Raw genomic sequence first — 25,850 nt, forward strand, 5'->3', positions numbered from 1 at the left:
AGCGCCGGCGATGTCAGTGCGCGGCCTTCGACAGGCTCAGGCTGAGCGGGGGTTGCAAAGGATTTCGTGGCAGCAATAGGGTCGATAGCCGAACGCCTGCTTCGCAGCCGCTTGACCGCACAGCCGCCCTTACATCAATCCATGCCGTGCGAGGCTTTCGGCTAACAGCGTTTCGATCAATTGTTCCTGCGTCCAGCCGGCCATCACCGCCGCGCGGCCGAACACCTTTTCTGACCACAGATTGCAGTTGAGGTTGAGTTCGAGGAATGTCACCTCGCCAGTCGTTTCGTTCACGCGGAATTCGAACCGGCCATAATCAAACGGGCGGTATTCTTCCCAGCACGCCTTGGTCAGTTCGGCAATCCGCGCGGACATTTCCGGGTGCGTAAACGGATCGAGCGAATATTTCTGGCTGCGATCGACCAGATCGCGCTTTTCGTAATAGGTCCGCAGATGCGCAGGGTCGGCCTGACGGAAAATCAGCATCGGAAGGATTTGCGGTTCGCCGCCAATCGTCACGACGGGCACTTCGACATCGCTGCCTTCAATGAAGGGTTCGACAATGGCGTCCTGTCCGCCGTTCGCCGGATCATCGTGGATCCGCTTTACCGCGGCGGCGACCCCGTCCCAGTCATAGGCGTCCTCCACCCCCCAACTGGCAGAGGAATTGTTGGGCTTCACCACATAGCGCGACGCGGCGGGCAATTTGTCGGGAGTTACTGGCGCGCCCTTGCGATAGATCGCCCAGGGTGCGGTGGGAATCCCGGCATCGACAGCGGCACGCTTGGCCAGATGCTTGTCGTCAGACAATCCGCGCAGGATCGGGCTTGCGCCCAGATAGGGGATGCCTGCGCGCTCGCACAGCAGCGGCAGCAGCATTTCCGAATTGAAGAACCCGGCGCGGTTGAGCAACGGAAAGACGAAATCGATGCCTTTGGGCGGATCGAACAGAATGTCATGCGTCTGGCTGATTGTCAGGTTCAGCCCCAGCCCTTCAAGCACCCGGCGCATTTCCTGATGATAACGCGCGTGATTGCCGTCGGTTGGGTGCAGGTCTCCTTCCCACAGGGCATTCTTGGCGATGAACAGGATTTTGAGGCGGGCTTTGGCTTCGGCAGGGATGCTGAGCGGGGTGAGCGTGTGCGGCATGTCAGCTTTCTGTATCGCAGGGCGATTGTGATCAGGCGGTTAGGCCGCGCGCTTTAATCCTTCGCAAGGCGGCGCACCAGATTATTTTGCATTTTAATGGCAGTGATGGCTTTTCTATGGCGCTCACCGCCACTATTCCCGGCGCTCCTCTACCGGGTTTACGGGACCATTCGCCATTACTGACATTGCTGCAAAGCTTACGCTGAACCGCCTGCTTGATGGGCTTTCCTGGGGTGCGCCGGAAGAACGGCTCGCCGTGCTTCTGACAGAGGGCGGCGATGCGCGCATCACGCTGGAGCCTGCGACCGGGCTGAACCGCTATCTGTCGGCGCCCTATCCGCGCGATATTATTGCCTATTCCTCTTCCACCGTCAGCGATATTTCACCAGAGGCCTTTGCGCATCTGTTGCCACTGGTGGATCAGAGCGCCGATTACGCGGAGCGGTTGCAGCATCTGCGGGGGCGAATACGTGCGGCCTTTAGCCTTTCCGATGACACGCGGATTGTGTTTGCGCCTTCGGGCACCGACCTTGAATATGCTGCGCTGGCTGCGGTGTTCGGCAAGGCGGCGGGCGGCGTGCACAATGTGCTGCTGGGCGCGGATGAAATCGGCAGCGGCTGCATCCATTCGGCACGCGGGCGCTATTTTGCCGGTGAGACTGCGCTGGGTCTGACGGTTGAACCGGCCGGCGATGTGGCGGGGTGCGAAGAGATCACTACGGTTGATGTTCCGGTGCGCTGCGGGGCGGGGCAAGCACGCGAGAGCGCCGAGATTATCGCCGAAATGGCGCGCGAGATCGAAACAGCGCGCGCGGCGGGCAAACATTGTCTGGTCCACGGCGTGCACGGTTCAAAAACCGGATTGGTTCTGCCTGGCCTGCACGATATTGAGGCGTTGCAAGCTCGTTTTGGCGCCGATGTCACCTTCGTGATTGATGCCTGTCAGGCGCGCATCACCAGCACGGCGATTGCCGAATATCTGGCGCGCGGGGCGATTGTTTTGATGACCGGGTCAAAGTTTATCGGAGCGCCGCCGTTCAATGGCTGGGCGTTGTTTCCCGCTGCCTTGATGGAAGCCGCTGCGCCGCTGCCGAGCGGCTTTGCCACGATCTTTCGCCGCGCCGAGTGGCCGGAAGGGTGGGCCGGGGCGGAACAACTGCCCGAAGGCGAGAACCTGCCACTGGCCCTGCGGCTGGAGGCGGCGCTGTTCGAGGCCGAGAAGTTTCAGCAATTGTCGATGGCTGAGGTGTCAGCGATCATCGCCGCTTTCGAAGACGCCTTGGCGGAGCACCTGATTTCTGCGCTGAACGTGCGGCGGATAACACCGGGCGGTGCTGCGCAGGAGATGCCGATCGAAATGCGCACTCTGGCGACGATCGATGTCAGCAATCTGCCCGGCCTCACCACATTTGAGCAAGCGCAAAGCCTGCACCGCGAACTTGCGCTGGAAGGGGTGCGATTGGGGCAACCGGTGAAGTGTGTCGCGCTGGATGAAGGCGGTTGGGGCGGGACGCTGAGGATTGGTTTGTCGATGCCGCAAATCACCCGTTGGGCAGCGATGGATGCCAATGACATCGCGGTGGAATTATCGCGCGACATGCAGAAAATTGCGGGTCTTTTGCAACACTTGACTACGAAAACGCAATGATAGCGTAACGTTCCGTCACTTGGGCGTATCGCAAGAGTAACAATCGCGTATCTTCTCCCGATTGCCGCGCGGTAAGGGGAGAGATCGCGTCCGATGGCTTTTGATTCGCTTGGTAACTGGTACGATGCGCATATCATGCCGCGCCTTATCAAATGCGCGTGCGGTACGGGGCAGGTGATGAAGCGCCGCGCCGCGATTGTGCCGCTGGCTCGCGGCGATGTGTTCGAACTGGGCTGCGGCGGCGGGATCAATCACGATTTCTATGACGCCTCGGCGATCTCGTCTTACGCCGGGATCGACCCGCATGGAGTGCTGCTCGACAGCGCGCGCGCCGCCGCTGAAGCGAAGGGCTGGCCCGCCACTTTGCGGCAGGCTCAGGGGGAGGACATTCCGTTCCCATCGAGCAATTTCGACACGGTGGTGTGCACGTTCACATTGTGCTCTGTCGAGGATCCGCAACGGGTGCTGAGCGAGATGCGCCGCATCCTGCGGCCCGGCGGTCAAGTTCTGTTTCTGGAACATGGCCGCGCACCCGATGGCGGCGTCGCCAAATGGCAGGAACGGATCGAACCTATGTGGAAACGCCTCGCCGGAGGCTGTCACCTGACACGCTCCATCGGTTCGGCGTTTCGCGGCGCCGGTTTCGATGTTGAGCCGCTGGGGCAGGGCTATCTGCCCAAGGCACCGAAATTCGCCATGTGGAACGAATGGGGCATTGCCCGGCGTCCGGGGTTTTAGCCATCGAACACGAGGTCGCACGAAAAAGGGCCGGACAGCGATGCTTTCCGGCCCTTTCGTTTATCATGCGGATTATCGCCCGCTAGCTTTATTCGCCGAAGGTGCGCTGCCACCAGCCGCGCTTTTTCGATCCGCTATCGCCGTCATCAGCGGCCGTTACACTGGCCTCTGCTGGCTCAAGCGCGGGCGGAGGAGCGGCCATATCCGCCGCTGTCTCAGCCTTTGCCGCTGCCTCTGCTTCTGGCGCAGGATCGGGCGTTTCAACCTTCTTCTTGCGCGGGGCGCGTTTGCGTTTGGGCTTTTCTTCGGCATCGGGTGCGGCATCGGCATCGGCAGTGGCCTGAGCCTCTGCTGGAGCCTCTGCCGGAGCCATTGTCGTATCGCTACCTGCTGGTTCTTCGACCTTCTTCTTACGCGGAGCGCGTTTGCGCTTGGGCTTTTCCGCTTCAGCTGCGGGTGCCTCGGCTTCCGCTACTTCCGGATCGCCAGCGTCCTGTGAAGTGGCCTCTTGCGGTGCCACAGCCGGTTCTTCAGCATTTGTTTCCGCATTTACTTCAGCATTTGCAGATTCTGAGCCATCTTCGGCCTTTCTGCGACGTCCTCGGCCGCCGCGGCGGCGGCGCTTGCGGGGTTTGGATTCGTCATCCTCATCCGCAGTGCTTGCGCTTTCCCCGCCATCGCCGCTTTCACCGCGATTGCCATCATCGACGTCATCCGCAGCTTCTTCGGCTTCGCTTTCTTCGGCTTCGTCGCCTTCTCCGCCGTCTTCGCGGAAGTTCTTGCTGCGCCCGCGTCCGCCGCGCCTGCGGCGGCGCTTTTTGCGGGCACCATCTTCGCGGTCAGAATCGCCCCGACCCGACTCGCTCCGGCCAGCGTCGTCCTGACCCTCTTCATCGTCTTCGCCGTCCTCATCTTCGAGAGGCAAATCGTCATCGTCGTCATCGTCGATGATCGGTTCGAACTTTGGTGCCTGTGTCGGGCGCGGTCCGGCGCTCGACACGGTCATTTTCGCGCCTTCATCTTCGCCCTCGGGTTGGACTTCGATCGAAACGCCGTAACGCTCCTCGATCTCGACCAGCTCATGGCGCTTTTCATTGAGCAGATAGATTGCCGCTTCGGTGCTTGCCGCGAGTTTGATGAGCGTGCCTTTGCCTTTGGCCGCTTCGTCTTCGATCAGGCGCAGCGCGGAAAGGCCAGCAGAGGATGCGGTGCGCACCAGGCCCGTGCCGTCGCAATGCGGACATTCGCGCGTGGTCGCCTCAAGCACACCCGTGCGCAGCCGCTGGCGGCTCATTTCCATCAGGCCAAAGCCCGAAATACGTCCAACCTGAATACGCGCGCGGTCTGATCTCAGCGCGTCCTTCATCGCCTTTTCAACTTTGCGGGTGTTGGAATTGTATTCCATGTCGATGAAATCGATCACGACCAGTCCGGCCATATCGCGCAGCCGCAACTGCCGCGCGATTTCGTGCGCGGCTTCGAGATTGGTGTGGAGCGCGGTCTGTTCGATCCCATGTTCCTTGGTCGAACGACCCGAGTTGATGTCGATCGAAACCAGCGCTTCGGTCGGGTTGATAATCAGATAGCCGCCCGATTTGAGCTGCACCATCGGATCGTACATCGCCCGCAATTGATCCTCCGCGCCGTATCGCTGGAACATCGGCACCGGATCGGAATAGGCCTTAACCCGCCGGGCATGGCTGGGCATCAGCATTTTCATGAAGGCCTTGGCGGATTTGTAACCCTCCTCGCCCTCGACGATGATTTCCTCAATCTCGCGGTTATAGATGTCGCGGATCGCGCGCTTGATCAGATCGCTGTCTGAATGGACCAGACTGGGCGCGGTTGAACGCAGCGTCGTCTGACGAATTTCATCCCACAGCCGCGCGAGATAGTCGAAATCCCGTTTGATTTCGGTCTTGGTCCGCGAAATCCCGGCGGTGCGCACGATCAGGCCCATCGATTTGGGCAAGGTCAGATCGGACACGACCTGTTTCAAACGCTTGCGGTCCGACGAGGAATTGATCTTGCGGCTGATCCCGCCGCCGTGGCTGGAATTGGGCATGAGCACGGTATAACGGCCCGCGAGGCTGAGATAGGTGGTCAGCGCTGCACCCTTGTTGCCGCGCTCTTCCTTTACGACCTGAACAAGCAACACCTGACGGCGCTGAATAACGTCCTGAATCTTGTAACGGCGACGCAGTGCCATGCGTTTGGTGCGGACTTCGTCGACTTCCTTGGCGCGGCTGCGGCCTTTTTGCTGGGGCCGCTTTCCGCCCTGACGGCGGCGTCCGCCGCCTCTCCGGCCGCGGCGCGAGGATTCGCCATCCTCGTCATTGTCTTCATCAGAAGATGATCCAGCCGATTCGTCGCTTTCATCATCGTCGCCGTCTTCAGCGTCACTGTCTTCACCGTCGTCGTCGCGGTCATCATCCGATGTGCCGCCTTCGAAGGTGGAAACCTCGTCTTTCTCCGAAGTGTCTATTTCTTCCATGCCATCTTCGGCAAGGTCTTCAGCCAAGGCCCCGGCGCTTTCATCGTCGGCGTCATATTCGCCGCCCGGAGAAATGCCTTCCTCTTCTTCTTCGGCGCGCAGGCGCGCTTCTTCTTCGGCTGCCTCCGCCTCTTCGGCGAGCAATGCTTCCCGATCCGATTGCGGGATCTGGTAATAGTCCGGGTGAATCTCGCTAAACGCTAGGAAACCGTGACGATTGCCACCAAAATCGACGAATGCCGCCTGCAAGGACGGTTCGACGCGGGTTACTTTGGCGAGGTAGATGTTGCCTTTGATCTGCTTGTGTTCGGCAGATTCGAAATCGAATTCCTCAATCCGGTTTCCTTTGAGCACCGCCACCCGGGTTTCTTCCGAGTGGCGCGCATCGATTAGCATGCGCGTTGCCATGTAATATTCTCCAAACGCCCGATCTTCGCGCCGATAGTCGGCGCAAGGGGCGTGTCATATGAGTGAAATCGGCCTGAGGATCCGCAATGGCGGTCTGCGGGCCGGTATTGGTGGAAGCGCGCGTGTGACAGTTCAGCACGGGCGCGATGTTCGTGTCTGCTGCGACGAGAGTGCGGATAGTTTCCGCGCTGTACCCTTGGTGGGTCCTCACAAGGCTTTCGGCGCCTGTTGGGCGCTGGCCATACCTTTGCGAGGAGTAGCGTCTCGTCACTGCATCAACCTGTTGGGCGGCTGACCCTTTAACGAATTGGTGAACCAATTGGTGCGGTCTGCCGTGTGGATGAAAGCGCGGACCATGTTGTCGCCGAATGGCACAAGGAACCCCGTTTCGAAAACAAGCGCTAGCACCGTGGGTTACGCGCCGCAACTCTATTGCGCTTGTAGGGCGCAACATCCTAAGCCCGGATTGTCATGAGTGTACGTGCGCTCCTCTTGTTGATCCTGGCGGTCCCGGCTCTGATTGTTGGCGGAGCAATGGCTGCGGGGGTGATTATTCCGGTGCCCCATTGGGGACGCGATTATGTCCTCAGCTTTCTGCTCGATCCAGAAGGTGAGCCGCTGGAACTCCCCGCGATTGCCGGGCCAGAAGATCCTGCACGCCCGCTGGTGGTGCTCGATGCCGGGCATGGTGGACGCGATCCCGGTTCCATCGGGCGCGGCGCTGGCGGCAGGGAGGTGCTGGAAAAGGACATCGTGCTGGCTTTGACGCTGGCGCTGCGCGATGAATTGCTGAAGGAAGGCGGCATCCGCGTGGCGCTAACCCGCGACACCGACAGGATTGTTACGCTGTCTCAGCGTCCCGAAATTGCCCGGCAGCTAGGCGCGGATCTGTTCCTGTCGATCCATGCGGATTCGGCCGGAGAGCGCCGGGATGTCGAAGGCGCGAGCATCTATACGTTGTCCAATGAGGCATCGAGCGAGGCAGCGGCACGCTTTGCCGAACGTGAAAACGCCGCAGACGCGCTTAACGGCATCACGATCGAGGGACAAAGCGCCGAAGTCAGCGCGATCCTGGTGGAATTGTCGCAGCAACGCACGCAGGAAGACGCGACTGAATTTGCCGCTTTGATCGCGCGCGAAGGGGATGGCCGCGTGCGGTTTCATCCCCAGCCGCGCCGCTCTGCGGCTTTGGCAGTGCTGCGCGCGCCCGACGTCCCCGGTGTGTTGTTCGAAAGCGGCTTTGTCACCAATGACGCGGATCGCGCACGGTTGATGACGGAGCAAGGGCGACAGGAATATGCACAGGCACTGGCCCGCGCGATTCGTGTTTATTTTGCGCGCCGGGCTTTGCCTTAGGGTGCGAATGTGCGGACGGAGAAGCTGCTGCTGGCAATCTAGCGCGAAGCACGATAAATCGCGCGGCAGATGACTGACACAGCAACCACTCCGTTCCGCGATTATCTGCGGTTTCGTCTTTCCCGCGATAGCGAGATGGCGGTCACCTGGTTCGTGGACAAATGGCAGTCGAGCTGGCTGTTCAAACTGGCCGCATTTGCCCTTGCTGGACTAGCGGCGCTGTGGGTGGCGGCGTGGTTATTCCTCGCAAGCGATTTGCCAGAGGCCGAAAGCCTGATCGGTTACCAGACCCCGCTGCCCACGGTGGTGCGTGGCATCGATGGCGAAATCGTTCATTCCTATGCGCGCGAACGCCGAGTTCAGTTGCAGTTTGGCGATTTTCCCGAACCGCTCATCAACGCCTATATTTCGGCGGAGGACAAGACCTTCTTCAGCCATGGCGGCGTGGATTTTCCGGGCACGGTCAATGCCGTTTTCGATTACGCGACCAAATATGGTTCGGGCGAACGCGCGGTGGGCGGGTCCACGATAACTCAGCAGCTCGCCAAGATCCTGCTGCTGGGGGATGAATATTCGGTCACGCGCAAGCTCAAGGAAATGATCCTGGCAAGCCGCATCGAAGGGGTGTTGAGCAAACAGGAAATTCTGGAACTCTATCTCAATGAAATTCCGCTTGGTCGGCGATCATTCGGTGTTCAGGCTGCGGCGCGCGCCTATTTCGACAAGGACGTTGGCGACCTTGAACTGCACGAAGCCGCGTTTCTGGCCATCCTGCCCAAGGCGCCCGAACGCTATGGCCGCAAGGGGCAGGAACAGGCCGCGATAGAGCGGCGCGATTTCGTGCTGGCGCAAATGGCGGACAATGGCTTCATCACCGAAGCCGAACGCAGCGCGGCCTCGGCAAAGCCGCTTGGTCTGGCACGTCAGCGCAGCGAACGCAGCGCCGATGCGGGCTATTTCCTCGAAGAAGTGCGCCGCCAATTGATCGAGGATTTCGGCGAAAGCGCCGAGGACGGCGAGAACAGCGTCTATGCGGGCGGCCTCTGGGTGCGCACTTCGCTGGATGTGGGATTGCAGAATGCGGCGCGCGATTCGCTGCGGCGGGGCCTGCTGCGCTATCACGGCGGGCGCGCATGGACCGGGCCGATTGCGACCATCAATATGGATGATGGCAATTGGGCAGGCCAACTCGCCAGCTCCTATCTCAGCATCAGTTACGAAGACTGGCGCGTCGGCGTTGTGACACAGCGCAGCGGCTCTGCGGCGACAGTGGGTTTTGCAGACGGCGATGAGGCACCTCTGAGCAATTTGCCCGATGCGCTAAAGGCGGGCGATGTCATTGCAGTGTCCCCCCAGGGCAACGGTTTCCGGGTCCGCACCATACCCGAGGCGCAGGGCGGCATGGTGGTGCAGAACGCGCAAACCGGGCGAGTGCTGGCGATGCAAGGCGGGTTCGATCACCGCCTCTCGGATTTCAACCGCGCGACGCAGGCACTGCGCCAACCGGGCTCAACGATAAAACCGTTTGTCTATGCGACCGGGCTCGACAACGGCATGACGCCGTCGACCGAGATCGATAATTCCAGCTATTGCTATTATCAGGGCCGCCAGCTTGGCCAGAAATGCATTCGCGGCGGCCGCGCCGGGCAATTCCCGATGCGTTACGGGCTCGAACAATCGCAGAATATCATGACAGTCCAGATCGGGATGCAGGCGGGCATGGAGAATGTCGTCGAAACGATCGAGAAACTCGACATTTCTGACGATCCAGACCCCTTTGCTGCGACCGCACTGGGCGCAGAGGAATCGACAGTTTTGCGGATGGTGTCGGCCTATTCCGCGCTCGCTAATCATGGTCGGCTGAACAAACCGACTGTGATCGATTATGTGCAGGACCGGCAGGGCCGGGTGATCTGGCGCGCCGATGACCGTGCCTGCAATGGCTGCAACATGCCCGAATATGATGGCAGCGCGATGCCGCGTTTCGGTATCAAGGGCGTACAGGCAATGGACGCGCGCACCGCGTTTCAGACCATGCATATGCTCGAAGGTGTCGTGACGCGCGGCACCGCGACCGTGCTCAGCGACCTTGGCCTGCCGCTGTTTGGCAAAACCGGCACGACCACGGGGCCCAAGGATGTCTGGTTCGTCGGCGGCACCCAGCGTTTGATCGCAGGGGTTTATGTCGGGTTCGACAATCCGCGCAACATGGGCGGCTATGCCTTTGGCGGAACCATCGCAGCGCCGATTTTCAAGGATCTGATCGAAAACTCGCGTGATCGCTGGACCGCTTTGCCGGCGATTGCACCCGAGGGGATCCGGATGGTTCGCGTCAACCGGCGCACGGGCAAACGGGTGCTCGATGGCTGGCCCACGGGCGACCCGCGTTCGGACATCATCTGGGAGGCGTTCAAACCCGATTCGGAGCCTGAACGCGCCACCCGTCAGGATGAAATCGCGGCCAAGCGTGATGAAATCCTCAACCTCATCCGCGATTCGCGCCGCGCTGTTGCCGCCGGGCCGGAACGGGCAGAGGGCCAGCCTGCCGACTTTGTCGAAGAGCAAGGCGGCATATATTGATCGCTTCGCTGCAGTTTCAATCGCGGCGGAAACCAGACGGACGCAGGCGGGTTAGGAAAGATATGAGAACGCTATTCACATCAGCGCTTGCCGCTATTGCCGCGATTACTGTTGCCGTTCCGGCATCAGCGCAGCTCGCCGTGGGCAATGACGCGCCCGCCTTTACCGCCCGCGCTGCGCTGGCGGGGGAAGAGTTCGGTTTCTCGCTTCAGGCGGCGCTGCGGCGCGGGCCGGTCGTGCTGTATTTCTACCCCAAGGCATTCACTCAAGGCTGCACCCTCGAAGCCAACGCCTTTGCCGAGGCGATGCCCGAATTTCGCGCCGCCGGGGCCAGCGTGATCGGCATGTCGAACGATGATATTGAAACGCTAAAACGCTTTAGCCGCGAGGAATGCCGCGATGCCTTTGCGGTGGGTTCGGCGAGCGCGCGATTGATCAACGCATATGCAGTGGCGCGCGGCAATTCTGACCTTGCATCGCGCACATCCTACGTCATCGCGCAGGACGGACGGATTGCCTATGTCCATTCCGACAGCGATTACCGCGGCCATGTCGCGCGCACCCTGGCGGCGGTTCGCGCGCTTTCCAACTGAACCTGTCGCTAGGCGCCGGGCAAGGCTGCGCCCGCCACGGCGATGCTTTACAATCGCAGCCTCCGCGCTAAGCGGGGCAGCCAGATTATCCAGCCAATCAAATTTGAAGGACAGTTTATGCGGGCCGAGGCCCAAGCTCTTGTTGACCGGATCGAGGCGGCGCTTCAATTGGTGCGGCGATCGCTCGATTGGGAGCGCGCTCTGCGCCGTCTCGATGAACTGAATGCGCGGGTTCAAGACCCCACCCTTTGGGATAATCCCAAACAGGCGCAGGCGATCAGCCGCGAACAGAAACTGCTCGAAAACGCGGTCAAGACCGTGAACGAAATCTCCGCCGAAATGGGCGATGCGGTCGAATTCATCGAAATGGGCGAGGCTGAGGACGAAGAAAGCATCATCAATGATGGCCTCAAAAGCCTCGAACGACTGGCCGCACGCGCCGATGCGGACAAGGTTCAGGCGCTGCTTTCGGGCGAAGCGGACGCGAATGACACCTATCTCGAAATCCACGCAGGCGCAGGCGGCACCGAATCGCAGGATTGGGCCGAAATGCTGTTCCGCATGTATGGTCGCTGGGCCGAGCGGCGCGGTTTCAAGGTTGAGACGGTGGAATATCAATCGGGCGATCAGGCCGGGATCAAATCTGCCACGCTCCAGATCAAGGGCGAGAACGCCTATGGCTATGCCAAGACCGAAAGCGGGGTGCACAGGCTCGTCCGCATCAGCCCCTATGACAGCGCGGCCAAGCGGCACACCAGTTTCTCCAGCGTCTGGGTCTATCCGGTGATCGACGATGACATCGACATTGATATCAATCCCGCAGACCTGAAGATCGACACCTACCGTGCGTCGGGCGCCGGCGGTCAGCACGTCAACACCACCGATTCCGCCGTGCGCATCACCCACCAACCGACCGGAATCGTGGTGGCGAGCCAGAACGACCGCAGCCAGCACAAGAACCGCGCCACCGCAATGAACATGCTGAAAGCGCGGCTGTTCGAACGCGAAATGGCGATGCGCGAAGCAGTGGCCAGCGGTGAATATCAGGAAAAGAGCGAGATTGGCTGGGGCCATCAGATCCGCTCCTATGTCCTGCAGCCGTATCAGATGGTGAAGGATTTGCGCACTGGCGAGACGTCCACCTCGCCCGACAAGGTGCTCGACGGCGAGATTGACGCCTTCATCTCCGCCGCTCTCGCGCAGCAGGTTACGGGCGAGGCTGTCGATGTGGAGGATGTGGAGTGAAGCCGCGAGGGATCAGCGCGGCATGTCTCTGCCTGCTGGTTCTCGCCGGACTTGCGGCCTGCAACGATATTGGCGCTGATCCGAATCGGCCCGAAACCGCGCTCGAATTTCCGCTGCCTGACCGGCCTGTTTCCGAAGTCGTTTCCAACCAATTCTCCAACGAGGACGCTCGCGACGAGCGGGGCGAGGCGCAGGTGGTGATGGACCTTGCCAATATTCGTCCCGGTATGACTGTCGCGGATATTGGTGCGGGGGAGGGCTATTACACCGTGCGTCTGGCAGAGCGGGTCGGCAAGGATGGCCGCGTGCTGGCGCAGGATATCGACCGCGACGCGCTGGAACGGCTGGGGCGCCGGGTCGAGCGCGAGCGGCTGGAAAATATCTCGATCAAGCCGGGCGCGGCGGACGATCCGCAACTTCCCGAAGACAGTTTTGACCGCATATTTCTTGTTCATATGTATCACGAAGTGACTGAACCTTATGCGTTCTTGTGGCGTATGTGGCCCGCGCTGGCTGGCGGTGGTCAGATCATTGTTGTCGATGTTGACCGGCCCACAGGGCGACACGGCATTCCGCCCGGATTGCTGTTTTGCGAATTTGAAGCGGTCGGATACAGGCTGGTCGAATTTGTCGAACGCCCGGATATCAAAGGATATTTTGCGCGGTTTGAGCGCGGCGAGGCGCGCAGCGATCCACAGGCGATAAAGGCCTGTGCCAACACATAGAGGTCAGGCTGATCGATGGGTCCGAGCATGAATGCTCGAATTCAGTATTTGCCGCGAGATTTCCGGCACCGCCCTCAGTTATCAACCAGCCGGGCCCCGCGCCCTTTCCATCAACAAAGCGGGATGCTAGGCGCGGCGTCCATTGAGTTGCCGCAGGTGAGGAGTTCGGCCGGGAATGACAGATTTTCCAACCAGTTTTGACCGTGAAGATCTGCTGAAATGTGCGCGGGGTGAATTGTTCGGCCCCGGCAACGCACAATTGCCCGAACCGCCAATGCTCATGATGGACCGGATCACCGATGTTTCCGGCGATGGCGGCATGCACGGCAAAGGCCATGTCGTCGCAGAATTCGATATCACCCCCGATCTGTGGTTCTTCGACTGCCATTTTCCCGGCAATCCCATCATGCCGGGCTGTCTTGGACTGGACGGATTATGGCAGCTGACCGGCTTCAATCTGGGTTGGCGCGGTTGGCAGGGGCGCGGCTATGCTTTGGGTGTGGGCGAGGTCAAACTGACCGGTATGGTCCGGCCTGACCGTAAGATGCTCACTTATCACGTTGATTTCACCAAGGCCGTGCAATCGCGGCGTTTGACCATGGGGGTTGCTGATGGCCGTGTTGAGGCCGATGGTGAGGTCATCTATCAAGTCAAAGATATGAAAGTCGCCCTATCTGAAGCCTGATTGGGCCTTGGTCCGGATCAGGTTTGGGGCGGGAAAAGGGGAATATGCGCCGCGTCGTCATTACTGGGCTGGGGATTGTTTCCTCGATTGGCAACAATTCGGATGAGGTGCTGTCCGCGCTGAAATCGGGCAAATCCGGCATCACTTTCAACGAAGCCATGGCCGAACATGGTTTCCGCTCGCAAGTCGCAGGCACGGTCGATCTAGATCTGGCCGAACATGTCGATAAACGCACCTTGCGGTTCATGGGGCCGGGTGCCGCCTATGCCTATATCGCCATGGGACAGGCGATTGCCGATGCGGGCCTGACGGAAAGCGACGTCATCAACCCGATGACCGGGGTCATCGCCGGATCGGGCGGCCCTTCCACTTCGGCCATGCTCGCGGCGCACCAGACGGTGCTTTCTACCGGTGCGACCAAACGCATCGGGCCATTCGCAGTGCCCAAGACGATGTCTTCGACGGTAAGCGCCAACCTTGCGACGGCTTACCAGATCAAGGGGATGAACTTCTCCATTACCTCAGCCTGCTCCACCTCGCTGCATTGCATCGGCTTGGCGGCCCAGCAGATTGCGCTGGGTCTGCAGGATGTGATGTTTGGCGGCGGCGGCGAAGAGCTGGACTGGACGCTGTCGTGTCTGTTCGACGCGATGGGCGCTATGTCGAGCAAATATAACGACACGCCGGAGCGGGCATCGCGCGCGTTTGATGCTGACCGCGATGGTTTTGTAATCGGCGGCGGCGGCGGAATTGTGGTGCTCGAAGCGCTCGAACATGCGCTGGCGCGGGGCGCGAAGATTTACGCCGAGGTCACCGGTTTTAGCGCCACTTCCGATGGTGCCGATATGGTTGCACCTTCGGGTGAGGGCGGGGAACGCGCAATGCGCGGGGCGCTCCGGTCGCTGAGTGAGGATCGCAAGGTCAGCTATATCAACGCTCATGGCACCTCGACCCCGGTCGGCGATGTGGGAGAAATCGAGGCGGTGCGCAGGGTGTTTGGAGAAGGTGTAACCCCGCCGGTCAGTTCGACGAAATCCATGACAGGTCACAGTCAAGGAGCCACCGGCGCACAAGAGGCGATCTATTGCCTGCTGGCGCTGGAGCACGATTTCATCATTCCTTCGATCAATGTGGAGACTCTCGATCCGGCGCTGAGGCCGGAGGAGATCGCCACGCAGCTGGTGGAGAATGCGGGCCTCGATACGGTTATGACCAACAGTTTCGGGTTTGGCGGCACCAATGGTTCGATGCTGTTGTCGAAATTTCACGGATAGGCCCGCGCTGCGGGTTTAGGTGCCGTTGGGTAGGGTGATTGAACATGGGCGTGCTTTCAGGAAAACGCGGTCTCGTGATGGGCGTTGCCAACGACCGGTCGATCGCCTGGGGAATTGCCAAAGCCTGCGCCGATGCGGGTGCCGAACTTGCCTTTACCTATCAAGGTGAAGCCTTTGGCAAGCGTCTTGAACCGCTTGCATACAGCGTCGGCTCAGATGTCATGCTGGATGTCGATGTCACAGATGACGCCTCACTCGATACCGCATTCGGCGCGCTGCGGGAGCGGTGGGACAGGCTGGATTTCGTGATCCACGCGATTGCCTATTCCGACAAAGCGGAATTGTCTGGCCGCATCCTTAACACGACGCGCGCGAACTTCAAGAACTCAATGGATATCTCGGCCTACAGCCTGATCGAAGTGGCGCGCAGAGCGCATCCGATGATGGTGGAACATGGCGGCACCGTGCTGACGCTGACCTATCTGGGGTCAAGCCGGGTCACCCCCAATTACAATGTAATGGGCATGGCCAAGGCCGCGCTTGAGGCTGGCGTGCGCTACCTCGCCAATGATCTTGGCCGCGAGGGAATCCGGGTCAACGCGATCAGCCCCGGCCCGATGAAAACGCTCGCTGCCAGCGCTATTGGCGGGGTGCGCAAGACGTACCGGCACACCGAAGCCAACGCCCCGCTTGGGGGCAATGCAACCTTGGAGGCGGTGGGCGGGACCGCGGTCTATCTGTGCAGCGATGCCGGGGCTTGCACCACTGGCGAGATCATTCACGTCGATGGCGGCTTCCACGTTCTGGGCATGCCGCAATTCGACAATCTCTAAGCGGCGCGGCGATGGAGATTCGGCGCACCGATTTGAGCGAGCCCGAGGTGGTGGCGCTGATCGAATTGCATCTTCGCGAGATGCTGGCGTTCTCGCCGCCGGGGACAAACCATGCACTCGACCTGTCGGGATTGACGGCACCGGGCGTCGAGGTGTTTGCCGCGTGGGATGATGCAAGGCTGCTGGCCATCGGCGCGCTCAAACAGCATAGCGATTTCGCCGAGATCAAGTCGATGCGCGCACATCCCGAGGCGAGGAGGAAGGGCGTAGGCAAGGCTATGCTTAAACACCTGATCGACCGTGCGCGGGAACTGGGATATGCCGAAGTGAAGCTGGAAACCGGCAGCGGCGAACCCTTCGCGGCGGCGACCGAGCTTTACCAAAGTTTCGGATTTCGCCCGTGCTCGGATTTCGCCGGGTACAGCGCGGGCGAATTCAACAAGCTGTTTGCGCTTGCCATCCCATGAGCAAAGAGACACCCCCACCATTCTCGCTTTGGCTGCGCGAGTTGCCGTGGCTGGGTGCCATTGCCGCTGGCCGATTTCGCCGGGCGCGCAAGATCGATCTCGATTTCAAAGCGATAGGCAATCTGCCGCCCGTCCTCGTCTTTCCCGGCATTGTTTCCAGCGACAATTCGACCTCGCTCCTGCGAAGGACGCTCGAGGCGAATGGCTTTCCCGTATACGGATCGAAATTGGGCTTCGTGACGGGTGTAACACCGGAACGGATGGCACGGGCCGAGCGGCGTCTGGAGGAGATTGCCCAGCGCCACGTTGAACCGGTTGTTCTGCTGGGCTGGAGCCTTGGTGGGATCTATGCCCGCGTTCTGGCTCAGCGCCACCCGAAAAAGGCTAAGATGGTCGTCACGCTGGGCACGCCCTTTTCAGGCGACCGGCACGCCAACAACGCATGGCGGCTTTACAATGCGCTCAATGACCACACGGTCGATGAACCCAGCCTGCCCGATGATCCGAGTGTGAAGCCGCCGGTTCATACTGTCGCTGTCGAAGCGCTCAACGAGGGGGTGATCGGGCGCGGCTGTGCCTGGGGCAAGGGCGAGGAACGTGACAGCGCGCATCTGGTCACGGCGCGGCATTTTGCACTCGGATCGAGCAGGCGGTCGGTCGAAGAGGTCGTCCAGATCGTGACGCAGGAACTGGCGATGGGTCAGCGAGTGACCGAGGATCAGCCCCGCACCAATGCCGTCAGCACCTGATCGGTCGGGCGGTGGCCGTCGACCCACATGCGGATATTGGCGATCACCTTGTGGCCCGAATCCTCGCGCCCTTCGGCGGTGGCGCTGCCAATGTGGGGCAGGGTCATGACGTTGGGATGATCGATCAAGCGGCGGTCGACGTTCGGCTCTTCCGGGTAAACGTCCAGCCCTACGCCTGCCAGTTGTCCTGTGTAAAGTGCTGCGATCAAGGCCTCCTGATCGATCAATTCGCCGCGTGCAGTGTTGATGATGCACGATCCCGGCTGCATCAGCGCAATCCGCCGCTTGTCGATCATTCCGCGTGTTTCCGGGGTAAGTGGACAATGCAGGGAAAGAATGTCGGCCTGCGCCATCAGCGTATCGAGATCACCCACAAATTTTACGCCCAACATCGTTTCGGCGGCCTGCGGCAGCGGCTTGCGGCTATAATAGGCAACCGAAAGCCCAAAGGCACGGGCGCGGTGGGCGACTGCCTGTCCGATGCGGCCCATGCCGACAATACCCAGCACCTTGCCGCTCAATTTACGCCCGAGCAGTCCGGACGGCGCCCATCCAGTCCATTCTCCGCGCCGAACCAGAGCGATGCCTTCGCGGATGCGGCGCGGCACCCCGATAATGCCGGCCATGGCCAGATCGGCGGTGTCATCGGTAAAAACGCCGGGCGTGTTGGTGACCATGATGTCGCGCGCAGCGGCAGCGGCGAGGTCGATATGTTCGGTTCCCGCTCCGAAACTGGCGATCAGACGCAGACGGTCCCCAGCGCCCGCGATCATCTCGGCATCGATCCGGTCGGTGACGGTCGGCACCAGCACATCGCAATCCGCCATCGCGGCGCGCAATTCTTCGCGCGTCATGGGCGTGTCGTCAGGGTTCAGCACGGCCTCGTAAAGCTCGCTCATTCGTGCCTCGACACTGGGCATCAGATGACGGGTAACCACGACCTTTGGCTTGCCATTGGAAAATTGCGGGGCAGGGTGCGTCTGAGCCATGCACCTGCGCTAATGGGTTTCGCCCATCTTGGTCAAGCGGCGGCAACGTTGATTGGGACAAACCGCGTGGGCGAGAGCGGAACCGGCTTGAATGATGAACCATCGCAGCGCTATCAGCGCGGCATGGTTGCTTCCAAAATTTGCGCGTCGCTGCGTGTCATTGCTGCGGCGCTGGCATTGACCCTTGGGTTGTGGGCAGGCGCTGCATATGCGCAGGACCGCGAGGCGCCCTATTGGGCGAGCCTGCGCTTTGACGAGGTCAATATGCGCGCAGGGCCAAGTCAGGATTATCCGATTGAATGGGTTTACCGGCGTAAGGGAATGCCGGTGCGGGTGGTGCGCCTGCGCGAAGGGTGGCGTCTGGTGGAGGACCCCGAAGGCACGCAAGGCTGGATCGAACGCAGTCAGCTTAGCACGGCATTGGGCGCAATGATCATTGGCGAAGGTTTGGCGGAACTGCGCGCGGCACCGACCGCGGCAAGCCCGCTGCGATGGCGCGCAGAACCGGGCGTTGTCGCAGCATTGATCCGCTGCCGCGAAGGCTTTTGCGAGATCGAAGCCGGCGGACGCACAGGCTGGGTGGTGCAGGACCGGCTCTGGGGCGCGGGTGAGTTGGAAGTGCCAGAATAGCGCGGATTTTCCCGCGCATATCCGGATGGCGATCTGATTTTCATCCGCGCTTGTTTAGCGCAAACGCTCTTAAACCAGCTCGACCGCCACAGCGGTTGCCTCTCCGCCGCCGATGCACAGGCTGGCGACGCCGCGCGATTTGCCCTGCGTTTTAAGGGCATTGAGCAGCGTGACTATGATCCGCGTGCCCGATGCACCAATGGGATGGCCCAGCGCGGTTGCGCCCCCGTTGACGTTGATTCGGTCATGCAGAATGCCGATGTCGCGCATCGCGAACATGGCAACACAGGCAAATGCCTCGTTCACTTCCCACAGATCGACGTCATCCACACTCCAACCCGCCTTGGTCAGCACCTTTTCGATAGCGCCAACCGGGGCAACCGTGAAATCCTTGGGCGCGCGGGCATGGGCCGCCATGGCGACGATCCTGGCCGCAGGGCTGTGGCCGTTTTCGGCTGCGACGCTGGCACGGGTAAGGACCACGGCAGCGGCTCCGTCCGAGATTGAACTGGAGGTTGCAGCTGTGATGGTACCGTCTTTGGCAAAGGCAGGGCGCAGTTGCGGGATCTTGTCCGGGCGACCCCTGCCGGGCTGCTCATCCTCGCTGACGGTCATTTCGCCAGCGCGCGTCGAGAAGGTCACCGGCACGACTTCATCGGCAAACGCACCGCTGGCAATCGCGGCATTGGCGCGGGCGAGCGATTCGATGGAATAGGCGTCCTGATCCTCGCGGGTGAGCTGATATTCGTTGGCAGTATCTTGGGCGAAGGTGCCCATTGCGCGGCCTTCCTCATAGGCATCTTCCAGCCCGTCGAGGAACATGTGATCATAGGCCGTATCATGGCCGATGCGCGCGCCCGAACGGTGCTTTTTCAGCAGATAGGGCGCATTGGTCATGCTCTCCATCCCGCCCGCGATCACATAGTCAACCGAACCGCTGGCCAGCGCTTCTGCGCCCATGATAACGGTCTGCATGCCGCTGCCGCATACCTTGTTGACGGTGGTAGCCTGAACCGATTGGGGCAGTCCGGCCTTGATCATCGCCTGCCGTGCCGGTGCCTGTCCCAGACCAGCAGGAAGGACGCAGCCCATATAGCCGCGTTCAAACTTGTCCGCGGGAACGCCTGACCGTTCAACCGCTGCTTTGACCGCTGCCGCACCAAGTTCGGTAGCGGAAACATCGGACAACGCGCCCTGCATCGCACCCATCGGGGTGCGGGCATAGGAAAGGATGACAATCGGATCGGCGGCTGAAAACTGGCTCATGGAAAGCTCCGGAAACAAGCGAGAGAAGGTCTGCCTCGATTTAGGGTGCATGGGCGAGGAAGGCAACGCGGTCATTGGCGGCATAAGCTATTACCTTGCGAGGGCGCGCGCTTTCCCGCAAAGCTGGTCGCAAATCAAAACCGATGCCTTTGGGAGAATTGCCATGGCCGATGACCGCCGCGATGAATTGGAACAATTGCTGAAACTTCAACGCGGGGCATTCACTGCTTCACGGCCCGAAACGATGGCTATGCGCAAGGATCGGATCAAGCGGGCGATGGCGCTGGTCAAGGATCACTCGGTCAATCTGTGCAAGGCGATGAGCGCCGATTTCGGCAATCGTTCGATGGAACAAAGTATGTTGACCGACATCGCAGCGACGGTGGGTGCGGGCAAGCATGCATTAGGGCACATGGACAAATGGGCGCGTACCGAAAAGCGCCCAGTGCAATTTCCGCTTGGTTTGTTGGGGGCAAAGGCCGAGGTGCGGTATGAGCCGAAGGGCGTCATCGGCATCCTCAGCCCTTGGAATTTCCCGGTCAATCTGGCTTTTGCCCCGCTGATGCAGGTGCTGGCCGCGGGTAACCGTGCGATGATCAAGCCGAGCGAGTTTACAGAACGCACCAGTATGCTCCTGGCAGAGCTGGTGGATGAATATTTCACCCGCGACGAGGTTGCAGTGGTCACCGGCGGACCTGAAGTGGCGGCGGCGTTTTCATCGCTTCCCTTTGACCATCTGGTGTTTACAGGCTCGACCGCGACGGGCCGCAGGGTAATGCAGGCGGCGGCCGAAAACCTTGTTCCCGTGACGCTGGAACTGGGCGGCAAATCGCCCGTGGTAATGGGCCGCAGCGCTGATTTCGCCAAGGCAGGGGAACGCATCGCACTGGGCAAGATGATGAATGCCGGACAGATATGCCTCGCGCCGGATTACATGTATGTCCCCGAAGACAAACAGGACGAAGCCGTCGCAGGCGTGGTCAACGGCGTTTCGGCAATGTACCCGACTTTGCTTGAAAATGACGATTACGCTTCGATTGTGTCGGATCGACATTTTGAACGGCTTCAGGGCCTTGTCGAAGACGCGCGGGGCAAGGGCGCAGAAGTGATTGAGGTTAATCCCGGCAACGAAGATTTTGGCAATGCCAACCAGCGCAAAATGCCGCTGAACATCCTCAAGAACGTCAACGACGACATGAAGGTGATGCAGGAGGAAATTTTTGGCCCGGTCTTGCCAGTGATGACCTACAAGTCCGTCGACCAGGCGGTCGATTACATCAACGAACATGACCGCCCGCTGGGTCTCTATTATTTCGGCGAGGAGAAGGACGAGCAGGAACGCGTCCTTAGCCGGACCATTTCCGGAGGTGTCACAACCAATGATGTGATCTTCCACGTCTCGATGGAAGACTTGCCGTTCGGCGGGGTCGGCCCGTCGGGTATCGGCAGCTATCATGCGGTTGAAGGCTTCCGCGAGTTTAGCCACGCCCGCAGCGTCTATCACCAGCCCAAGATCGACATTGCAAAACTCGGCGGGTTCAAGCCCCCCTATGGCAAGGCGACCGAAAAGGCTGCGGCCGGCATGATGAAGTGAGGGCGCTAGTCGCTCTTTGCGCGCTGGCACTCGCCAGTCCGACCTTAGCAGAGGATCGCGCACCCTGGCGTGCGGTTGATGTCGAGACCGGGCAAATCCGGGATATCGACGGGCTGGAACAACTCGCCCGGGATTTTCCCGAGAGCGGATCGGTACGCCTGAGGCTACTCCAGCCGTTGATAGCCGCAGGCGAAGTCGGAAAGGCATTGGAGACGCTCGAGTGGCTTTACGATCGCGGATACGTCTTCAGCGATGCGGCGCAGGCCCAAATCCCAAAGCTGATCGAAGGGGTCGATGCAGGGCGCATCGCCGAGCGTTTGATCGCCGAAGCGGAAGTGATCGAAGCGAGCGCGATAATCGCGATTCTTCCAGCTGAGGCAGGCCTGACCGAAAGCGTCGTGAAAGACCCGCGCACAAACACGCTCGCGGTCACTTCCCAGTCAGGCAACTCGATTTGGCAATACACTTCGCCTGATGAACACGCTCAGATCGATTTTGGCGAAGGACACAGCTTTTCAGGCATCGTTTACCGCCCAGTTCTGGATCAGCTTTGGGCTTCTGTTTCGGGTGTGCCGAACCCGTTTAACGCAGAGCAACCTGCTGCCGGCCTGATGTCCCTGTGCATGGAACTTGAGTGCAGTCAGCAGCTTATCGTGATAGACAGTCAGGCCAAGTCAATGAACGATCTGGTCGCGGCAACGGATGGGACGCTTTACGCGAGCGATTCCATTGGGGGCGGGGTCTATCGCCTTGGGAACGGTTCGAAATCGCTAGAGCCTGTTGTCAAACCCGGCACATTCCGCTCCCCGCAGGGGTTGGCGGTCAGCGAAGACGGGGCGAGGCTCTATGTGAGCGATTACCGTTATGGGATCGCGATCGTTGATCTCGAAACCTTCGAAGTTTCGCGCCTGACTTCGGATATTCCGCTGCTGCTCGACGGGGTCGATGGTCTGTGGCGCTATGGCAACGAGCTGATCGCAGTTCAGAATGGTAGCTCGCCGATGCGGATCGGCGCCTTCATCCTGTCCGAGGACGGCAATCGGGTGGTCAGCCACCGCATTCTTGAACAGGCGCATTCGGAATGGACTGAGCCCTTGAGCGGCTCGATTGATGAAGGCTCGCTGATTTACGTCGGAAATGGGCAATGGGACCGATTTGTCGAAGGCCGGCTTGCAGATGGAAAGCAGGCGATCCCAACCGAAATCAGGCGACTTCCGCTCAGTCCCACCCCACATTGACATAAGCGCAAAGCTTAGTTCGATTTTATGCAACAGATATGTGGAGGAATGCCCGAGTCGACCACTTGCGCGGCGTTTGCTAGGGGCGTAGGGGCTCCGCATTGGGATCAAGCAAGCTTGGAAATCGCCGTGATCGACCCGCTAGTCGACCTGAGCCAGTATCTGCCGATACTGCTCTTCATCATCATCGCCTTCGGGCTATCGGCTCTCTTCGTATTTCTGCCTATGGGCGTTTCGAGGTTAACCGGAGCTCACAATCCCGACGCGGAAAAGCTGTCCGAGTATGAATGCGGTTTCCCCGCGTTCGAGGATGCGCGCAGCCAGTTTGACGTGCGGTTCTATCTGGTCGCTATCAGTTTCATCATTTTCGATCTCGAGGCAGCGTTTCTGTTCCCATGGGCGGTCAGTTTGGGCGAAACTGGGTGGACCGGCTGGGCCGGGATGATGGTGTTCCTTGGCATCCTCGCCATCGGACTGGCCTATGAATGGAAAAAGGGAGCGCTGGACTGGGAATGAGCACGCTGATCACCCCTCCGCAGAGCCTGCCCGATACCGCCGCGCTTGAAACCGCAAAGCCGGGAGAAATGCGCGCGCCTGATGCAGATTACTTCAAGGCGATGCAGACCGAGGTAAATGACAAGGGGTTTCTTGTCACTTCGACCGAAGACCTGTTCCAATGGGCGCGCACAGGCAGCCTGTGGTGGATGACTTTCGGTCTGGCATGCTGCGCGGTCGAAATGATCCATGTGAACATGCCGCGTTACGATATGGAGCGGTTCGGGATTGCCCCGCGCGCTTCCCCGCGTCAGTCGGACGTGATGATCGTCGCGGGCACTTTGTGCAACAAGATGGCCCCGGCGCTGCGCAAGGTTTATGATCAGATGTCCGATCCCAAATATGTGATCAGCATGGGTTCCTGCGCCAATGGCGGCGGTTATTATCATTATTCCTACAGCGTCGTGCGCGGCTGTGACCGGATTGTTCCGGTCGATATTTATGTGCCCGGTTGCCCGCCAACCGCCGAAGCGCTGCTTTACGGTGTGATGCAATTGCAGCGCAAGATCCGCCGTGTCGGGACGATCGAGCGGTAAGGACCCAGAATGTCAGTTCTCCATTCCGCCCCAAAGTTTGCTTCGAACGCTGGCGTCATCGATGCGCTGAGTGAAAGCGTCAGCGTGTGGCTGTACGGTGCGTATGAGCAGCAAGGCGAAATTATCCTGACCGCCAAGCGGGAGGATATCGAAACCGTACTGCGCACCTTGCGCGACGATCACGGCTACCAACAGCTGATGGAGATCGCGGGCGCGGATTACCCCGACCGGGCCGAGCGGTTCGAGGTGGTCTATATGCTGCTCTCGCTCACCAAGAACCACCGCGTCATGGTAAAAGTTTCGACCGACGAGAACACGCCGGTGCCGACTGTCACGACGCTGTGGCCCAATGCGGGCTGGCTCGAACGCGAAGTGTTCGACCTTTACGGCGTGGTGTTCGATGGCAATTCCGACCTGCGCCGCATCCTCACCGATTACGGCTTCGAAGGGCATCCTTTCCGCAAGGACTTCCCGATGACCGGCTATATAGAACTGCGGTATTCCGAGGAGGAAAAGCGCGTTGTTTACGAGCCGGTAGAACTGCCGCAGGACATGCGCACTTTCGACTTTCTCTCCCCATGGGAAGGCTCCGATTACGTGCTGCCCGGTGATGAAAAGGCCGATGGCCCGCCGCAAGTGGACAGGCCCAAGGTGACCGAAAAGCCGGGTGACAGCGGCGCCGATCCGGAAACCTGCGAAGTCGCTGCCGAGGGCACCGATGCTGTTCCGCCCGACATGATCGAGGTGGACATCGAAGACGTCAAGGAGGGCGACGAATGAGCGTCCAGATCGAAAATTCTCCGACCACCGACGGCGATGTTATCCAGAATTACACGCTCAATTTCGGGCCTCAGCACCCGGCGGCACACGGCGTGCTGCGGATGGTGATGGAATTGGACGGCGAGGTGATCGAACGCGTCGATCCGCATATCGGGCTGTTGCATCGCGGCACTGAGAAGCTGATCGAGACTAAGACCTATCTTCAGGCGCTGCCCTATTTCGACCGGCTCGATTACTGCTCGCCGCTGTGTCAGGAGCACTCCTACGTTCTGGCAATCGAAAAGCTGCTGAACCTCGAAGTGCCGGAACGCGCCCAGTATCTGCGCGTGTTGTTCGCGGAACTGACCCGCATCTGCAACCATATGCTCAACATCGGCGCGCATGTGATGGACGTGGGCGCGATGACGCCCAACCTGTGGGTGTTCGAACTGCGCGAGGATTGCCTCAATTTCTTCGAACGCGCGAGCGGAGCTCGCATGCACAGCGCATGGTTCCGGCCCGGCGGCGTGCATCAGGATGTGCCCGAAAAGCTGCTGGTCGATATTGGCGACTGGCTCGACAACCGGTTCTTCCAGCTGTTCGACGACGCGATGAGCCTGGTGATCGACAACCGCATTTTCAAACAGCGCAATGTCGATATCGCCGTGGTTGGCCGCGATGATGCGATTGCGTGGGGTTTCAGCGGTCCAATGATCCGCGCGGCGGGCATTCCGTGGGATTTGCGCAAGTCGCAGCCCTATGATGTCTATGACCGGATGGAATTCGACATCCCGGTCGGCACCAACTCCGATTGCTACGACCGTTTCATGGTGCGGGTGAAGGAAGTGCGCGAGAGCGCGAAAATCATCAAGCAATGCATCGCGCAGATGCCTGTTGGTCCGATTGCCAGCAGCGATGGCAAGGTTTCTCCGCCCAAGCGCGGCGAGATGAAGCAGTCGATGGAAGCGCTGATCCACCATTTCAAGCTCTACACCGAAGGCTTCCACGTGCCTGCGGGCGAGGTCTATGTCGCGACCGAAAGCCCCAAGGGCGAATTCGGCGTCTACCTCGTCAGCGATGGCACCAACAAGCCTTACCGCTGCAAGATCCGCCCCACGGCGTTCTCGCACCTGCAGGCGATGGAATTCATGAGCAAAGGCCACATGCTGCCCGACGCGACCGCCATTCTGGGCGCGATCGACGTGGTGTTCGGGGAGTGCGACCGGTGAGCAAGAAGCTAGCTAACCGTTTTTACATTGTGCCGTTCGTGATCATGGCTGCTGCCTTTCTGATCGGACAAGGCAAGGAAGGCGCAGGAGTGCCTGTCGTAATAATGCTC

At 60.2% G+C, this 25,850-nt stretch carries 23 protein-coding genes; 19 read left to right on the forward strand and 4 right to left on the reverse strand.

What is annotated here, in order from left to right; genetic code table 11:
* Positions 1 to 129 precede the first annotated feature (129 nt).
* Complete coding sequence (locus ACM64M_RS08420; RefSeq protein WP_416228240.1) at positions 130 to 1,149, reverse strand: D-alanine--D-alanine ligase family protein; 1,020 nt, start codon at positions 1,147 to 1,149, stop codon at positions 130 to 132.
* A 256-nt stretch (positions 1,150 to 1,405) separates the two neighbouring features.
* Between ACM64M_RS08420 and ACM64M_RS08425 the strand changes: the two genes are divergently transcribed.
* Together ACM64M_RS08425 and ACM64M_RS08430 are read left to right on the forward strand one after the other, a co-directional pair.
* Positions 1,406 to 2,797, forward strand: coding sequence for a hypothetical protein (locus ACM64M_RS08425; protein ID WP_416228241.1), 1,392 nt, complete (start codon positions 1,406 to 1,408; stop codon positions 2,795 to 2,797).
* A 93-nt stretch (positions 2,798 to 2,890) separates the two neighbouring features.
* Positions 2,891 to 3,535 (forward strand): class I SAM-dependent methyltransferase, encoded by a 645-nt coding sequence (locus tag ACM64M_RS08430; RefSeq protein WP_416228242.1) that lies wholly within the window; start codon positions 2,891 to 2,893, stop codon positions 3,533 to 3,535.
* 88 nt (positions 3,536 to 3,623) lie between these two features.
* On the opposite strand, the gene ACM64M_RS08435 is transcribed toward ACM64M_RS08430, so the two are convergent.
* Positions 3,624 to 6,437, reverse strand: coding sequence for an Rne/Rng family ribonuclease (locus ACM64M_RS08435; RefSeq protein WP_416228243.1), 2,814 nt, complete (start codon positions 6,435 to 6,437; stop codon positions 3,624 to 3,626).
* Between the two features lie 471 nt (positions 6,438 to 6,908).
* On the opposite strand from ACM64M_RS08435, the gene ACM64M_RS08440 reads away from it, so the two are divergent.
* The 10 genes from ACM64M_RS08440 (at position 6,909) to ACM64M_RS08485 (ending at position 16,944) form a co-directional block, all read left to right on the forward strand.
* Positions 6,909 to 7,793 carry an N-acetylmuramoyl-L-alanine amidase family protein gene (locus ACM64M_RS08440; protein ID WP_416228244.1) on the forward strand — a complete coding sequence of 295 codons (885 nt, stop codon included), beginning with the start codon at positions 6,909 to 6,911 and terminating at the stop codon, positions 7,791 to 7,793.
* 69 nt (positions 7,794 to 7,862) lie between these two features.
* A complete protein-coding gene (locus ACM64M_RS08445) occupies positions 7,863 to 10,373 on the forward strand; it encodes a penicillin-binding protein 1A (RefSeq protein ID WP_416228245.1) in 2,511 nt (836 codons plus the stop codon).
* Between the two features lie 62 nt (positions 10,374 to 10,435).
* On the forward strand, positions 10,436 to 10,966 hold the full coding sequence (locus tag ACM64M_RS08450) for a peroxiredoxin (protein ID WP_416228246.1): 531 nt from the start codon (positions 10,436 to 10,438) through the stop codon (positions 10,964 to 10,966).
* A 117-nt stretch (positions 10,967 to 11,083) separates the two neighbouring features.
* A complete protein-coding gene (gene prfB, locus ACM64M_RS08455) occupies positions 11,084 to 12,211 on the forward strand; it encodes a peptide chain release factor 2 (protein ID WP_416228247.1) in 1,128 nt (375 codons plus the stop codon).
* Positions 12,208 to 12,936 (forward strand): class I SAM-dependent methyltransferase, encoded by a 729-nt coding sequence (locus tag ACM64M_RS08460; protein WP_416228248.1) that lies wholly within the window; start codon positions 12,208 to 12,210, stop codon positions 12,934 to 12,936. The genes prfB and ACM64M_RS08460 overlap by 4 nt, the downstream gene beginning before the upstream one ends.
* Positions 12,937 to 13,111: 175 nt before the next feature.
* The gene (gene fabA, locus ACM64M_RS08465; RefSeq protein WP_416228249.1) at positions 13,112 to 13,621 is read left to right on the forward strand and encodes a bifunctional 3-hydroxydecanoyl-ACP dehydratase/trans-2-decenoyl-ACP isomerase; all 510 of its coding nucleotides are present in this window, start codon (positions 13,112 to 13,114) and stop codon (positions 13,619 to 13,621) included.
* 44 nt (positions 13,622 to 13,665) lie between these two features.
* Positions 13,666 to 14,895, forward strand: coding sequence for a beta-ketoacyl synthase N-terminal-like domain-containing protein (locus ACM64M_RS08470; RefSeq protein ID WP_416228250.1), 1,230 nt, complete (start codon positions 13,666 to 13,668; stop codon positions 14,893 to 14,895).
* Between the two features lie 44 nt (positions 14,896 to 14,939).
* Complete coding sequence (locus ACM64M_RS08475) at positions 14,940 to 15,728, forward strand: enoyl-ACP reductase FabI (RefSeq protein WP_416228251.1); 789 nt, start codon at positions 14,940 to 14,942, stop codon at positions 15,726 to 15,728.
* Between the two features lie 11 nt (positions 15,729 to 15,739).
* Entirely contained in the window at positions 15,740 to 16,195 is a 456-nt protein-coding gene (locus ACM64M_RS08480; RefSeq protein ID WP_416228252.1) for a GNAT family N-acetyltransferase, read from the forward strand.
* Positions 16,192 to 16,944: an esterase/lipase family protein gene (locus tag ACM64M_RS08485; protein WP_416228253.1), complete on the forward strand. Its 753-nt coding sequence runs from the start codon at positions 16,192 to 16,194 to the stop codon at positions 16,942 to 16,944. The genes ACM64M_RS08480 and ACM64M_RS08485 overlap by 4 nt, the downstream gene beginning before the upstream one ends.
* On the opposite strand, the gene ACM64M_RS08490 is transcribed toward ACM64M_RS08485, so the two are convergent.
* The gene (locus ACM64M_RS08490; RefSeq protein ID WP_416228254.1) at positions 16,914 to 17,933 is read right to left on the reverse strand and encodes a 2-hydroxyacid dehydrogenase; all 1,020 of its coding nucleotides are present in this window, start codon (positions 17,931 to 17,933) and stop codon (positions 16,914 to 16,916) included. The two genes, ACM64M_RS08485 and ACM64M_RS08490, sit on opposite strands and share 31 nt — an antisense overlap.
* Positions 17,934 to 18,056: 123 nt before the next feature.
* On the opposite strand from ACM64M_RS08490, the gene ACM64M_RS08495 reads away from it, so the two are divergent.
* Entirely contained in the window at positions 18,057 to 18,563 is a 507-nt protein-coding gene (locus tag ACM64M_RS08495; protein WP_416228255.1) for an SH3 domain-containing protein, read from the forward strand.
* A gap of 69 nt (positions 18,564 to 18,632) precedes the next feature.
* Here ACM64M_RS08495 and ACM64M_RS08500 read toward each other — a convergent pair whose 3' ends face one another.
* On the reverse strand, positions 18,633 to 19,829 hold the full coding sequence (locus tag ACM64M_RS08500; RefSeq protein ID WP_416228256.1) for a thiolase family protein: 1,197 nt from the start codon (positions 19,827 to 19,829) through the stop codon (positions 18,633 to 18,635).
* A 163-nt stretch (positions 19,830 to 19,992) separates the two neighbouring features.
* On the opposite strand from ACM64M_RS08500, the gene ACM64M_RS08505 reads away from it, so the two are divergent.
* From ACM64M_RS08505 to ACM64M_RS08530, 6 genes are all read left to right on the forward strand, one after another.
* Positions 19,993 to 21,423, forward strand: a complete 1,431-nt coding sequence (locus ACM64M_RS08505; RefSeq protein WP_416228257.1) for a coniferyl aldehyde dehydrogenase — start codon at positions 19,993 to 19,995, stop codon at positions 21,421 to 21,423.
* Positions 21,420 to 22,661, forward strand: coding sequence for an SMP-30/gluconolactonase/LRE family protein (locus ACM64M_RS08510; protein ID WP_416228258.1), 1,242 nt, complete (start codon positions 21,420 to 21,422; stop codon positions 22,659 to 22,661). The genes ACM64M_RS08505 and ACM64M_RS08510 overlap by 4 nt, the downstream gene beginning before the upstream one ends.
* 132 nt (positions 22,662 to 22,793) lie before the next feature.
* Entirely contained in the window at positions 22,794 to 23,177 is a 384-nt protein-coding gene (locus ACM64M_RS08515) for an NADH-quinone oxidoreductase subunit A (RefSeq protein WP_416228396.1), read from the forward strand.
* Positions 23,178 to 23,245: 68 nt separating this feature from the next.
* Positions 23,246 to 23,752 carry a NuoB/complex I 20 kDa subunit family protein gene (locus ACM64M_RS08520; RefSeq protein WP_416228397.1) on the forward strand — a complete coding sequence of 169 codons (507 nt, stop codon included), beginning with the start codon at positions 23,246 to 23,248 and terminating at the stop codon, positions 23,750 to 23,752.
* A gap of 9 nt (positions 23,753 to 23,761) precedes the next feature.
* Positions 23,762 to 24,532: an NADH-quinone oxidoreductase subunit C gene (locus ACM64M_RS08525; protein ID WP_416228259.1), complete on the forward strand. Its 771-nt coding sequence runs from the start codon at positions 23,762 to 23,764 to the stop codon at positions 24,530 to 24,532.
* Positions 24,529 to 25,740 carry an NADH-quinone oxidoreductase subunit D gene (locus ACM64M_RS08530; protein ID WP_416228260.1) on the forward strand — a complete coding sequence of 404 codons (1,212 nt, stop codon included), beginning with the start codon at positions 24,529 to 24,531 and terminating at the stop codon, positions 25,738 to 25,740. Before ACM64M_RS08525 ends, ACM64M_RS08530 begins: the two co-directional genes overlap by 4 nt.
* Positions 25,741 to 25,850: the final 110 nt, after the last annotated feature.

This window comes from Qipengyuania sp. ASV99 (genome assembly GCF_047872805.1).
GTDB lineage: Bacteria > Pseudomonadota > Alphaproteobacteria > Sphingomonadales > Sphingomonadaceae > Erythrobacter.

Coding starts and splice junctions, on each gene's coding strand:
- ACM64M_RS08420 (WP_416228240.1), bottom strand. CDS start 1,149: ATGCCGCACACGCTCACCCCGCTCAGCATCCCTGCCGAAGCCAAAGCC.
- ACM64M_RS08430 (WP_416228242.1), top strand. CDS start 2,891: ATGGCTTTTGATTCGCTTGGTAACTGGTACGATGCGCATATCATGCCG.
- ACM64M_RS08435 (WP_416228243.1), bottom strand. CDS start 6,437: ATGGCAACGCGCATGCTAATCGATGCGCGCCACTCGGAAGAAACCCGG.
- ACM64M_RS08440 (WP_416228244.1), top strand. CDS start 6,909: ATGAGTGTACGTGCGCTCCTCTTGTTGATCCTGGCGGTCCCGGCTCTG.
- ACM64M_RS08445 (WP_416228245.1), top strand. CDS start 7,863: ATGACTGACACAGCAACCACTCCGTTCCGCGATTATCTGCGGTTTCGT.
- ACM64M_RS08450 (WP_416228246.1), top strand. CDS start 10,436: ATGAGAACGCTATTCACATCAGCGCTTGCCGCTATTGCCGCGATTACT.
- prfB (WP_416228247.1), top strand. CDS start 11,084: ATGCGGGCCGAGGCCCAAGCTCTTGTTGACCGGATCGAGGCGGCGCTT.
- fabA (WP_416228249.1), top strand. CDS start 13,112: ATGACAGATTTTCCAACCAGTTTTGACCGTGAAGATCTGCTGAAATGT.
- ACM64M_RS08470 (WP_416228250.1), top strand. CDS start 13,666: ATGCGCCGCGTCGTCATTACTGGGCTGGGGATTGTTTCCTCGATTGGC.
- ACM64M_RS08475 (WP_416228251.1), top strand. CDS start 14,940: ATGGGCGTGCTTTCAGGAAAACGCGGTCTCGTGATGGGCGTTGCCAAC.
- ACM64M_RS08480 (WP_416228252.1), top strand. CDS start 15,740: ATGGAGATTCGGCGCACCGATTTGAGCGAGCCCGAGGTGGTGGCGCTG.
- ACM64M_RS08485 (WP_416228253.1), top strand. CDS start 16,192: ATGAGCAAAGAGACACCCCCACCATTCTCGCTTTGGCTGCGCGAGTTG.
- ACM64M_RS08490 (WP_416228254.1), bottom strand. CDS start 17,933: ATGGCTCAGACGCACCCTGCCCCGCAATTTTCCAATGGCAAGCCAAAG.
- ACM64M_RS08495 (WP_416228255.1), top strand. CDS start 18,057: ATGGTTGCTTCCAAAATTTGCGCGTCGCTGCGTGTCATTGCTGCGGCG.
- ACM64M_RS08500 (WP_416228256.1), bottom strand. CDS start 19,829: ATGAGCCAGTTTTCAGCCGCCGATCCGATTGTCATCCTTTCCTATGCC.
- ACM64M_RS08505 (WP_416228257.1), top strand. CDS start 19,993: ATGGCCGATGACCGCCGCGATGAATTGGAACAATTGCTGAAACTTCAA.
- ACM64M_RS08520 (WP_416228397.1), top strand. CDS start 23,246: ATGCGCGCGCCTGATGCAGATTACTTCAAGGCGATGCAGACCGAGGTA.
- ACM64M_RS08525 (WP_416228259.1), top strand. CDS start 23,762: ATGTCAGTTCTCCATTCCGCCCCAAAGTTTGCTTCGAACGCTGGCGTC.
- ACM64M_RS08530 (WP_416228260.1), top strand. CDS start 24,529: ATGAGCGTCCAGATCGAAAATTCTCCGACCACCGACGGCGATGTTATC.